Annotated in this window: 12 protein-coding genes; 5 read left to right on the top strand and 7 right to left on the bottom strand. The window is 41.0% G+C overall.

Annotated features, from left to right (window positions below; translation table 11 throughout):
• From AAEY98_RS11230 to AAEY98_RS11215, 4 genes are all read right to left on the bottom strand, one after another.
• Positions 1 to 1,371, bottom strand: a complete 1,371-nt coding sequence (locus AAEY98_RS11230) for a COG3014 family protein (RefSeq protein ID WP_351016942.1) — start codon at positions 1,369 to 1,371, stop codon at positions 1 to 3.
• Positions 1,365 to 1,877 (bottom strand): peptide deformylase, encoded by a 513-nt coding sequence (def, locus tag AAEY98_RS11225; RefSeq protein ID WP_351009595.1) that lies wholly within the window; start codon positions 1,875 to 1,877, stop codon positions 1,365 to 1,367. Before def ends, AAEY98_RS11230 begins: the two co-directional genes overlap by 7 nt.
• 222 nt (positions 1,878 to 2,099) lie before the next feature.
• Positions 2,100 to 2,312, bottom strand: a complete 213-nt coding sequence (locus tag AAEY98_RS11220) for a SlyX family protein (RefSeq protein ID WP_011638679.1) — start codon at positions 2,310 to 2,312, stop codon at positions 2,100 to 2,102.
• A gap of 35 nt (positions 2,313 to 2,347) precedes the next feature.
• On the bottom strand, positions 2,348 to 3,316 hold the full coding sequence (locus AAEY98_RS11215) for a WD40 repeat domain-containing protein (protein WP_101085299.1): 969 nt from the start codon (positions 3,314 to 3,316) through the stop codon (positions 2,348 to 2,350).
• A gap of 168 nt (positions 3,317 to 3,484) precedes the next feature.
• Between AAEY98_RS11215 and fkpA the strand changes: the two genes are divergently transcribed.
• Positions 3,485 to 4,237: an FKBP-type peptidyl-prolyl cis-trans isomerase gene (gene fkpA / locus AAEY98_RS11210; protein WP_101085300.1), complete on the top strand. Its 753-nt coding sequence runs from the start codon at positions 3,485 to 3,487 to the stop codon at positions 4,235 to 4,237.
• Between the two features lie 288 nt (positions 4,238 to 4,525).
• On the opposite strand, the gene AAEY98_RS11205 is transcribed toward fkpA, so the two are convergent.
• Positions 4,526 to 5,491 (bottom strand): zinc transporter ZntB, encoded by a 966-nt coding sequence (locus tag AAEY98_RS11205; protein WP_351016939.1) that lies wholly within the window; start codon positions 5,489 to 5,491, stop codon positions 4,526 to 4,528.
• Between the two features lie 200 nt (positions 5,492 to 5,691).
• On the opposite strand from AAEY98_RS11205, the gene AAEY98_RS11200 reads away from it, so the two are divergent.
• A complete protein-coding gene (locus AAEY98_RS11200) occupies positions 5,692 to 6,063 on the top strand; it encodes a YacL family protein (protein ID WP_335690956.1) in 372 nt (123 codons plus the stop codon).
• Between the two features lie 85 nt (positions 6,064 to 6,148).
• On the opposite strand, the gene AAEY98_RS11195 is transcribed toward AAEY98_RS11200, so the two are convergent.
• Both AAEY98_RS11195 and narQ read right to left on the bottom strand, forming a co-directional pair.
• Positions 6,149 to 6,778: a response regulator gene (locus AAEY98_RS11195; protein ID WP_101085303.1), complete on the bottom strand. Its 630-nt coding sequence runs from the start codon at positions 6,776 to 6,778 to the stop codon at positions 6,149 to 6,151.
• The gene (gene narQ, locus AAEY98_RS11190) at positions 6,771 to 8,486 is read right to left on the bottom strand and encodes a nitrate/nitrite two-component system sensor histidine kinase NarQ (RefSeq protein ID WP_101085304.1); all 1,716 of its coding nucleotides are present in this window, start codon (positions 8,484 to 8,486) and stop codon (positions 6,771 to 6,773) included. Before narQ ends, AAEY98_RS11195 begins: the two co-directional genes overlap by 8 nt.
• A gap of 283 nt (positions 8,487 to 8,769) precedes the next feature.
• Between narQ and nrfA the strand changes: the two genes are divergently transcribed.
• The 3 genes from nrfA (at position 8,770) to AAEY98_RS11175 (ending at position 12,093) form a co-directional block, all read left to right on the top strand.
• The gene (gene nrfA, locus AAEY98_RS11185) at positions 8,770 to 10,161 is read left to right on the top strand and encodes an ammonia-forming nitrite reductase cytochrome c552 subunit (protein ID WP_174839653.1); all 1,392 of its coding nucleotides are present in this window, start codon (positions 8,770 to 8,772) and stop codon (positions 10,159 to 10,161) included.
• Between the two features lie 332 nt (positions 10,162 to 10,493).
• Positions 10,494 to 10,832, top strand: a complete 339-nt coding sequence (gene glnK, locus AAEY98_RS11180; protein WP_011636110.1) for a P-II family nitrogen regulator — start codon at positions 10,494 to 10,496, stop codon at positions 10,830 to 10,832.
• 10 nt (positions 10,833 to 10,842) lie between these two features.
• The gene (locus AAEY98_RS11175) at positions 10,843 to 12,093 is read left to right on the top strand and encodes an ammonium transporter AmtB (RefSeq protein ID WP_101085306.1); all 1,251 of its coding nucleotides are present in this window, start codon (positions 10,843 to 10,845) and stop codon (positions 12,091 to 12,093) included.
• The last annotated feature ends 90 nt before the right edge of the window (positions 12,094 to 12,183 follow it).

Raw genomic sequence — 12,183 nt, 5'->3', positions numbered from 1 at the left:
TCAGATGATTATCGAATAAAAACGGGTACGATTTCCAGTCTCTATTGCCCAAATTAATGTTGTACGGTTTGGTTTTACGTCAATATTTACATTTTGGCTGCTATTTAAGCGAACATTATAGCTGCCGGCATCGATAAATTGTCGAGCAATTTGAGCCTGACGTGGCAGGGTTAACCAACTTCTACGGTCGGCTTGCTCGGTGATAACATTAAATATTTGCATTACCATCGCAGCAGCATCAACTTGATTATTGGCTCGTTGACTACTGTTTTGTACACTGCGATTCATTTGGTATTTAGCATAAACTCTTGCGGCTTGTCGAAACAACGCAGCGGGTAAATCTTCTTTTAAGGCATTAATGGCTAACGCATCAATGTTAGCAATAGATTGTGCTGTGAGTGGCGCGTCTAACCCTTGGATTTGGCTGTTATTCATTAACAGACGTTGTGGCTGATAGGTCGCTAATGACGCGGATTGGATATTACCGTTAAGTGGAAAAGGTACCGTAATACTCTGTTTTTCTGGTACAAAATCACGTTCAATAATAAACACAACTTGGCCTTGGTCGGGTGTAGGCATTACCGCTTCTCCCCAGCGACGTTTAAATTCGTCGTATTGAGGCATCCCCAGTTGTTTAGCTAAACGAACTAAATCTTGCTGTAAATACACATTGTCTGGGGTAATTTGTGCTGCTTTGCGATAATCAATAAACGCATCATTAGGCTCGTTGGCGAGCTCGTGCAACAAGCCAGTAGTGTAATAGCTGTAAGCGTTTAGAAATGAACTGGTGACATTGCCGGCTTCTTTGCTTAATTGGGCTACTTGCGCGTCAATGGTGCCATTGGCCATGTCTTGCACTGATTTTTGTGATTTCTGATAGCGTGCTTGTTCCATACTTTGCAATTCATTACTGCGGCGAACTTCTACTAATGCCCCTTGAGCGTCGCCACTAAATAAATAATTAAGTGCCTGATATTGATGCAACATAATACGCTCATAACCCGGACCTCGATAAGGAATGGCATTATCGTTGAGTAAAAGACTGCTCGCCCCTGCACCTAATTTACTGGCACTCACGATGGCTTTATCATCAAAAACTTGATAATCGTCAATGGCTTGTTGGTAATAGGTTTTACTGCCGCTAAAGTCACCCGCAATTTGCATAATACGCCCAGACTCTTGGGCGTAAAGTAAGCCATCATTGCCGCTAATATTGTCGGCCAAATCAGTGATTTTTGCTGTTGGTGAATCGCTATTGAGTTGTTGCTTGTATGGCGCTATTTGCGATGGATAGTTAACAAATACACTATTAAAGGCACAACCGGATAGGCCAATAATGAGACTCAACCCAATACAGAATGTTCTTAACATTGTGGCACCAGTATCTGAGGTGTCATGAGGTTGACCCGTTCAAGTAAAGTAATACCCTGCAGGTGGTCATATTCATGTTGAAAAATACGCGCAACAAATCCCGTTAATGTTTGTTGATGTAACTGGCCATCAAGCGACTGATACTGAACTTCTATTTCGCTGTGTCGCGCAATAGATAGCCGCTGACCTGGAATGGATAAGCAACCTTCTACATCTGTTTCTGTCACGGCAGATGCCGATAGAATCTGTGGGTTTATGACTACCGTTGGAGGCATTGATGGCGCATGGGGATAACGTTCGTTAGGATTTGACGCCATGATAAACATTGCTACGTTGCTGAACACTTGCGTTGCCGCAATACCGACGCCATTTGCATTTAGCATAGTGCTGAGCATGTTATCAGCTAAGGTATGTAATGCGTCGTCAAACACCGTCACTGGCTCAGCAATTTGAGTCAGTATCTGTTCGCCTGTGGTAGCAATGCTGAGTAGTGGCTTTAGCTGCATAGGTGACGGCTGTCCTTGTTATTCGCGTTAGATGACGACCTAGGTTAATCTTATTTATGGTTTAAATTGTTATGAGTAAGCAAGGTTATTACTTGCATAGTCTCATTCTATGGTACTGACCATTCACTCGATTTCAATACAGTCTATATCATATTTGCTGAATATCAGCTGACTATGATAGCAGTCAAAGTATCCTAAAATATCTTGTATGGTCGCAAGGCTTTAGTAATGGGGTGGTGGAGTCTCTTCGGCAGAAGACGCCATGTTACTAGGCTCAATAGAATGCAGTTTATTAACCATTAATAGCATTTGCTGTTGCTGTCTGGCAACTAATGCATTGAGTTTTATCACTTCTTGGTTTAACTCTTCAATGGAGATATCTTGAAATGATAATTTCATTTCAAGATCATCAATCTTTTGTAAAACGCTTTCCATGTCGACCTCTTATTACTGAATTATTACATTAGTTATTACTGCCAATATTCAACTAAACCTTGGCTGCTAATACTGACTATCGAGCCAGGTGCTATCATTGCGGCAGAGTATACTACAGCGCCTTTGTTTTGGGTGTTTTTACTCAATTGAACTTGCCAGCGAGAAAGTCGTTTACCTGAGTCTATTTGCCATAAAAAGATTTCTCTTGATGGCGTACCTGTGAGTAATTGCTGGTCATTATTAACAAAGCGAGCACTTGAAAAATTCATTTGGCGTCGATTAATATCGAGATGACTTATTGGTTTACCGGTATCCGACTGCCACAGGGTGGCATTACCAGTGATATCGCTTGCAAAGCTGAGAGTCGCTGAGTCGTTAATCGCCACTTTAGTGATGCGGGATGTTAACTGCCATTGTTGTAATGGTTGACCCGTTTGGGCTTGCCAAAGTAATACTTTACCATCATTCCCGCCGCTTAATGCTGTATTGCCATCGGCACTAATAGACACGCTATTCACTTTTTCTTGATGGCCCAAAAATTGAATTAAGCGTGATTTTTCAGGTGACAATGACATCACAGAGCCATCGACTAAACCCACAAGGGTTTGCCCTGTATTAGCGATGGCGACACTTTGCGCATAAGAAGGCAAAGACCACCATCCGACAGATGAACCATCGGTTAATCGCCATATTGCAAGTGAGTGGCTGCTAATTGTTGCAGCATAAAGGCTATTTGCTGATATCGCAGTATCAATGACGTTACTGGTATTTTGTTGTTGGCCTTGGAGCCACTGGTAAGACAACGTTGAGTCAGTAAGATCCCATACCTGTACGCCATTATGAGCCGTGCTAACCAAGGCGATGGTTGCATCATTTGACAAACTTGCACTATAACTGGCATCGGTAGTGATGACCTTAACTTTCGTCGCTGTTGGCTGGCATGCAGATAATAGGCTTACTAAGACTAGAGTTGGCCAAAAAAACAGCATTGGAACGCGTATCATGAACTTGCTCCTTGAATTATTGTCCTAAACCTTGTCATATAAGGTTTACCCAATGGTATAACCGTTTTAACTAGTATAAAGTGGCAAGAGAACATGACCAATTAAACATCTCATTGATTGAATGTATTAAGGTTATTGTAACCACTATAGGATGCTGAGGAAGCTTTAATGAAATCTATTTACAAATTATCGTTAGTTGCATTAGCCGTTGTTGGCCTTACTGCGTGTAATCAGGAACAAGACGTTGCTCAAAAGAAAGTTGAATTGACAACTGACGTTCAAAAAGAAGCATATAGTGTTGGTGGTTCAATTGGTAAGTACATGTCTGGTCACATTAAAGAGCAAGAAGAATTAGGCTTTGCTGTTGACCGCGCTATGGTGATTAAAGGCTTTAGCGATGGCTTAGGCGAAGAAATGCAGTTAACTGAAGAAGAAATGCAGACTGTATTACAAAACCTAGATAAAAAACTAAACGACAAGCGCTTAGAGCAAGCTGAAACGTTAGCTGCTAAATCAATTGCAGATGGCAAAAAATTCTTAGAAGACAATAAAGCCAAAGAAGGCGTAACCACGACTGAGTCTGGTTTGCAGTACGAAGTATTAGAGGCCGGTAGTGGTGAAAAGCCTGCTGCTGAAGATACTGTTGAAGTTCATTACCGTGGCACGTTAATTGATGGCACCGAATTTGACAGTTCATATGCTCGTGGTGAAACGGCTAAGTTCCCACTAAACCGTGTTATTCCTGGTTGGACTGAAGGCGTACAGTTAATGCCTGTAGGCGCTAAGTATAAGTTTGTTATCCCATCAGAATTAGCTTATGGCGAACGTGATACTGGCACTATTCCTGCTAACTCAACATTGGTTTTTGAAGTTGAATTAATGTCAGTAGAGAAAACACCTGCTGCAGTAGAAACTAAGTAATATCAATATTGTTTCAGTCGTTAAAAGACTGATAAATATAAATTAAAAAGGACGCTTCGGTGTCCTTTTTTGTTTACAGTTAAATTTGCTTAGAATGGCCTTGGATAAGTGATTAACTCCGTCGCTTTATATTGCTCAACGTTAGTCGTATCTCGTTAGTCGTTTAACGTTAGGTAATACCAAGTTAACTCCGCTAATCATTTTATTGTCATTACGTGCAAATTAGCCGCTCTTGACGAGTAGTTAACCCTCAGCAGATCAATGTCCATCATGTATATTAGAGACGGATTATAGCCATTTCAAACGGTAGAATAAGTACATTTGCAAACCTATCAGCGCAAACAATCCGCCACAGAATGCGGCAAAAGCCCAATTTGATTCAGCGCCAGGTATTCCGCCAATATTGACGCCCAATAAGCCTGTTAAAAAACCTAATGGTAAAAATACCGCCGAGATCAATGATAAGAAATACAGTCTCTGATTCACTTGTTCTGACTGTTGTGATTGAAGCTCTTCCTGCGTAACGCTGGCTCGATCGCGTATTGCATCAAGATCTTCTATTACTCGAATAAGGGTTTCGTGTATTTCACGTAAGCGGACTTTATCATTGTCGTCAAATAGTTCGCTGGCTTCTTGTAGCATACGAGAAAATGCTTCTCGTTGGGGCGCGAGGTAGCGACGCAATACTACGGTTTGTCTGCGCAGCTCGGCAATGTCAGTACGTAAGGTTTTGTTTACTTGAGTGACAACGCGTTCTTCTAATTCATCAAGCTGCTCTTCCAGTTTGCCAATAAACTCCACTTTACGTTGCGTCAGACGCTCACAAATGGCCATGATAAACGCTGCACTATCAACCGGACCTTTGCCTTGTGTTATCGCATCGGCAACATCAATCACCGATTGTAACTGGCGCTCGCAGGTTGAGATGATCTTGTGCTCTTCAGCGTAGATCCGCACTGCGACCATGTCTTCTGGATCGGAGTTTGGGTTTAAATTAACTCCTCGTAACGCCAGTAAAATTCCTTTGTCGGAACTTAATACTCGTGGACGAGTATCAGTGGCCAACAGAGTATCCACCTCAACCCTCTGTAAGCCGGAGTTGAGGATCCATTTACGAGCTTTCGGTTCACGATATCGCAGATGTAACCACAACAGCCCATCAGCAGGCTGCCATTGTGCTATTTGTTCCGCGGTAAGTGACTGGCCAGCATTGGGGCCGGTAAGCAATAAACTGTATATAAAACCATTATTCATTATTAGAGATTCCATGTGATCACTATTGTAATAATTTACGCTATTTTTTTATCTTGCCCAAGTTTAAAACAACCTTATAAAATGAAATCCTTTATTTATCGTGCATTTAACCATCAAGCGCAATATTTGCTGAACTAACGAGCAGCAGAGTGGCCGTTCATCGGTTAAAATAGAAAAAATGCTAATAAAAGAGTACTAGTATGGAATATCAATTTCGTCGAAATCGCCTAGAAGGCACGGTCTTTGCTGAATTTAGCATGGGTCATGAAGTGTTAGGCAGATGGTTTGCTGAAGAGCTTGGTGACGACAAGAGCAAAGCTAATCATATTCTAACCCAGATAGTGTTAATCAAATCTGGGGCGCTTAACCATTTGCGGGATATCGGTGGAGAGTTAACTATCGACATCGACTTTGAGCAAGTGAGAGTGTTTGCCAGTGTGATTGATTTTGAGGAAGAGCACTTATTAGAAGACTCCATGAGCCTGTATAATGCGGAATCTGAGTCTTATTGTGGTCTGGAAGACTTTGAGTCAGTGCTGCAAAGTTGGTTAGCATTTATTAACGATAAATAACCCATCTCTTAATTCTAGTGGATGATAAATAACAACAAAACCACGTTTAAGTGGCCTTGTTGTTAAATATGACTTTGATAGTGGGCTAATTGTTAAGGTAGCGTACGGCCATTTCTGTGCGAGACTTTGCATTTGCTTTACGCAGCAAATTCTTCACATGAACTTTAACAGTGCCTTCGCTGATGTGTAAGTCTTCGGCGATCATTCGATTACTTTTACCTTCCGCCAGCTCCTGCAATATTTGTAATTCACGCGGGGTTAAATTCTCTATCCAGCTGTTGTCGTCAATGGTATTTTTCAACTCATAAAGATAAGCTTCTACTTCATCACTAATGACTCGGTGACCCAGCATGGCTTTTTTGAGTTGCTCTAACAGTAAATCAGGCTCAGTGTCTTTGAGTAAATAGCCGTCAGCACCCGCTCGCAGTAGTCTAATGACATCTTGTTTAGCGTCTGAGACGGTTAAAATCACAATTCTTGCTGTTACACCTTCTTGACGCATAGCATTGAGAGTATCAAGCCCAGACATGCCTTTCATATTCAAATCGAGCAAAATAATATCGGGTTCATCTTCGGCTACAGCGGTAAGAGCTTCTAGTCCCGTGCCCGTTTCACCAAAAAGCGAAAAGTCACCGTCGGAGGTGATTAATTGGCAAATACCACGGCGTAATAATGGATGATCATCGACAACAAGTACGGAATACGGCTTACCCATTTAAAGGCTCCTGTTGAGGTGGAAAACTCAGCGTAACAGTCGTACCGCCGAGCTGGTTACTATTGAACGAAACGATACCATTCAGTTTGTTGGCGCGTTCATGCATGATGCCAATACCAAAATGCTGATCTCGTTCAGCTAAATGTGTCACGCCAATGCCATCATCACATATTGTAATAGTAATCATGCCATTATTTGTTAACTGACAATCTACCACTATATGAGCAGGGTTAGCGTGTTTAATTGCATTTAATGTCGCTTCACGAATTAATTGTAAAATATGAATGTGTTGTTTAGCTTCAAGTAAATGTGCTGATATCTTGTAATTCAATTGGATATTGATATTCGTTTGATGACGTAATTGATCCAACATAACTTCAATAGCTTGACTTAAATTAGGCTCTTTAATGGTTAATCTAAAGGTTGATAACAGTTCACGTAATTGTACATAAGCAGTACTGACACCTTCATTAATCTCTGTCAATTGACCTTCTACTTCAGGGCTACGACAACTGTGAGCAAGACTTTTACGTAATAAACTCACTTGAATTTTTAGAAAAGATAATAATTGCCCAATTGAATCATGTAATTCTCTAGCGATGACCGCACGTTCTTCCAGTAGCGCCAGTTGCTGCCGTTGTTCAGTAGCATTATGGATGGTAATTGAACGGGTTAACATCATGGCGAAGTTTTCAAACAATAATTTATTCAATGGCTTATTAGATATTACATCTAAATAGCCCATTTGGGTCTTTTCTATTAATAGCGGAAACTGTACCGATTCAGTGGCTAACTCATCAGGCCAGCCGCCTTCAGCTTTAATAACGTCTTTAGAGCCATCATCATGCTCAACGACTAAGCGAAGAAAGGTTAAGTCTTCATAATATTTCAGCTGATTGATTGCAGATTGTAATGCTTTATAGTCGAGTTTATCAGCATGTAACATGAGTAGATTGTCGTATAAAAACTTTAGCTCATTGTTTGCTCGGGTTAATGCCAAGGTTTTTTCGTTTACTTGGTTTTCTAAATCTTCATATAAATGGGCTAATTCCGCTGCCGTCTTTTGCAGTGCATTACCTAGAGCCGTCAGTTCTATATAACCCGTTTTAGGCATCTCAACTTTGAAGTTACCTTTCGAAATAGTTGCTGCGCTATCCATCAACAATTGCAATGGTTTAACAACCCGTTTACGTGTGAATACTACGGCAAAAAAAGCGATAACAAGTAAAATAAATAAGCCGATAATCTGCCCAATAACCAATAACTTTAATTTAAAGGCCGCGAACAATTCCATCTTTAATACCAAGGTATCAATGGTGTCGACAAAGTCGGTTAATGAGGCTGAGTAAAGTCGCGTATTCCCTTCTTCAATATACACTCTCATCACTTGCCACTTATCGATAACCAATAAATATTGGTCTCGCAGCTCTTTGGGGCTATACCACTGAAGAGAGCGTTTAAGTGCTTCTGAACTAAGTGTATTTTCGAATGCAGTAATTTTTTCATCGGTATTACTACTGCCGGCATTGGTATACAACAACAGCCTATAACTTTGCATTCGCAGTGAGCCTGAGGCGTTGATGCCTTTGGCATCGCCTAAGCTGAAGGTTAAATTGACGATAGAAAACACCGCTAAGCTTGATGACAACAAAATTAAAATGAGCATTAAACTTAAAATGGTGGAAGTAAGGCTGCCACGAGTAAACATAAAATCCTGCTGTTGATAGCGATTAGTGATTAAAAATAAGTCAAAAGTACTGTTTTATATGATGTCCAATAGTGTGTTCTACATTAGGTATGGGTTGATAACATTAACAAGTTTACAAAACTGTGAAATACATCCTGTTTACATGTTGATCTGGCGCAAACTTTCATCGCTATACCCCATAAGGGGTATATTTAAAGCGGTGTTAAATCGCTAACTTTGACTTTGGAGATGTCGTGATTATTAAATTAAATATAATGTAACACGGAGATAAAGGGTGATGAAGATGAATATGAAATCAATTGCACTGAGTGCAGTGATGGCAGCCAGTTTTTTAGCTGCTGGCGCAATGGCGAGTGATAAAACGGAGCCTCGAAATGAGGTTTATAAAGATAAATTTTCTAAGCAATATGACAGCTGGCATGCAACTGATGAAAGTAAAGAAGTTGTCGATATGTTAGAAAAAGTACCTAGTCTAGTCGTATTGTGGGCAGGCTACGGCTTTGCTAAAGATTACAATGCACCACGAGGTCATATGTATGCGGTTACTGACGTAACGAATTCATTGCGTACCGGTGCGCCAAAAAATGCTGAAGATGGTCCAATGCCAATGGCGTGTTGGAGCTGTAAAAGTCCTGATGTGCCTCGTGTGATTGAAGAGCAGGGCGAAGATGGCTATTTCAGTGGCAAGTGGGCTAAAGGCGGTCCAGAAATTGTCAATGTTCTTGGTTGTGGCGATTGTCATGAAAAAGGCTCATCTAAGTTACGTATGTCTCGTCCATTTGCAGAGCGCGCAATGACAACATTGAATACTCCATTTGATAAAGCTTCTCGTAAAGACAAGCAGTCAATGGTGTGTGCTCAATGTCACGTAGAATATTATTTCGAGAAAACGGCTGAACGTCCTGGTTTCGTTAAATTCCCTTGGGATATGGGTACCACTGTTGAGCAAATGGAAGTGTATTACGACAACATGGAGTTCTCTGATTGGACTCATGCTGTGTCTAAAACTCCTATGCTAAAAGCACAACACCCTGGTTATGAAACTTGGAAAATGGGTGTTCACGGTCAAAATAACGTGAGTTGTGTTGATTGTCATATGCCTAAAGTGACTAATGACAAAGGCCGCAAATTTACAGACCATAAAGTGGGTAACCCATTTGATCGCTTTGAAGAAACATGTGCAACTTGTCACAGTCAAAGCAAAGAGTTTATGGTTAAGCAAGTTAATGAAAGCAAACAGAAAGCACAAGACTTAAAAGCACGTGTTGAAACTCAATTAGTTAAAGCTCACTTTGAAGCTAAAGCTGCGTGGGATGCTGGTGCAACTGAAGTTGAAATGAAGCCAATCCTAATGGATATTCGTCATTCACAGTGGCGTTGGGATTATGCGACTGCATCTCATGGTGCATCATCTCATGCTCCTGCTGAAGTATTACGTATTTTAGGTACTTCATTGGATAAAGCAGCTGATGCTCGCGTTAAACTTGCTCAGTTACTCGGTGCAAAAGGTGTTAAGCAACCAATTGCTTACCCTGACACTTCAACGAAAGCAAAAGCACAAGCAGCATTAGGCATGGACATGAAAACCATGAATGCTGAAAAAGCTGAGTTTAAGAAAACACTGGTGCCTAAGTGGAAAGAAGAAGCTAAAAAGCGCGAAGCGACTTATAAATAAGTTGTACTTAGCATAAAAAATCTCCTCAGGTGCAAGCCTGAAAAATCTAACAAACAGCCCTCATTTGAGGGCTGTTTTTTTATCTGTGTTATGTAGAGATAGTGCACCGGCTTCTTGCTGCTAGGTAGCATGAAAGGTGGATGATTTGCTGCACCAAAACGATGCGTCGATGTTTCTTGTGCACTTGATTGGTGCCTTAATGTTAATAAATAAAAGAGTAAATAAAATAAAAGCTATATATAACAGCGTATTGAAAAAGTGGCCTAATGATTGAATTAACTCATCCAACAAATTAATAACAATTACATTTTTTCACACTTTTGGAGGTCGAGATGAAACTCGTCAGCGCTATCATCAAGCCATTTAAATTGGATGATGTCCGTGAAGCCATTGCAGGCATGGGCATTGAAGGTATGACTGTTACTGAAGTAAAAGGCTTTGGACGCCAAAAAGGTCACACTGAACTTTATCGTGGGGCAGAGTATCAAGTGGACTTTCTTCCTAAAGTAAAATTAGAAATTGCCACCAAAGATGAAAATTTGGACATGCTTATTGAAGCCATTACCAGTGCTGCACATACCGGCAAAATAGGTGATGGAAAAATTTTTGTGACTGATTTAGAACAAGCGATCCGTATTCGTACGGGTGAACTTGATAACGAAGCATTATAAGGTGGCTGCTATGGAAGAATTAACTCAATTAGGCCTGACGGTAACTGAACTACGTTTTGCATTAGACACGTTCTATTTCCTCATTTCAGGTGCGTTAGTTATGTGGATGGCAGCGGGTTTTGCCATGTTAGAAGCCGGCTTAGTTCGCTCAAAAAACACCACTGAAATATTAACTAAAAACGTGTGTTTATATTCAATTGCATGTGTGATGTTTTTATTCGTCGGATACAACATCATGTATGTCGACAATGTAGAAGGTGGTTTTATTCCTTCTTTTGGTTCGTTAATCGGTTCGCAAGCCGATGGTGCAGACCATGCTTTGGAATCAGACTTTTTCTTCCAAGTCGTGTTTGTTGCTACGGCAATGTCGATAGTATCTGGTGCTGTGGCTGAACGGATGAAGTTATGGTCTTTCTTAGCTTTTTCGGTCGTCATGACCGCGGTCATTTATCCTATTGAAGGTTACTGGACATGGGGTGGTGGATTCCTCTCTGAAGCTGGTTTTGTTGACTTTGCTGGTAGTGGCATTGTGCACATGGCTGGTGCTGCAGCTGCAGTATCTGGTGTGCTGCTTCTTGGTGCTCGTAAAGGTAAATATGGTGAAAATGGCCAAGTTCATCCTATTCCAGGCTCTAACTTACCAATGGCTACTTTAGGTATGTTCATTTTATGGATGGGTTGGTTTGGTTTCAACGGTGGTTCACAGCTGTTGGTTTCTGATGCTGAAAACGCCAGTGCTGTCGCTAAAATCTTTGTAAACACTAACTCTGCCGCCGCATTTGGTGCAATCTCAGCGCTTATTGTGTGTAAAGTTGTTTGGGGTAAAGCTGATTTAACCATGATTTTAAACGGTGCGTTAGCGGGTTTAGTGGCAATTACTGCTGATCCTTTATCACCTTCGTTGTTAATGGCCGGTGTAATTGGTTTGGTTGCTGGTGCAGTTGTTATCTTCTCAGTGATTGCATTTGACCGAATTAAAATTGATGATCCAGTCGGTGCCATTTCGGTGCACGGTGTTGCGGGATTCCTTGGACTAATGTTAGTACCATTATCAAATGCCGATGCTAGTTTTGGCAGTCAGCTATACGGTGCTGCGGTTATCTTCATTTGGGTATTTACCACATCGTTACTGGTATGGTTTGTATTAAAAATGACTATGGGTATCCGTGTGACAGAAGAAGAAGAGTACAACGGTATGGATGCTTCTGACTGTGGAGTAGATGCTTACCCTGAGTTTGTGAGTGTGAAAACCGCTGGCTAATGAGTTAATTAGCTAACATAGAAAACAGAACCTTAGGGTTCTGTTTTTTTTTGTAGATTAATAACGTTATTACTGACTCAATTGAGGTAA

The organism is Shewanella sp. AC91-MNA-CIBAN-0169, from assembly GCF_040310165.1.
In the GTDB taxonomy this organism is placed as follows: Bacteria; Pseudomonadota; Gammaproteobacteria; order Enterobacterales; family Shewanellaceae; genus Shewanella.
Note: the sequence above shows the minus strand (reverse complement) of the source record. Positions and strands in the feature narration are given on the sequence as shown.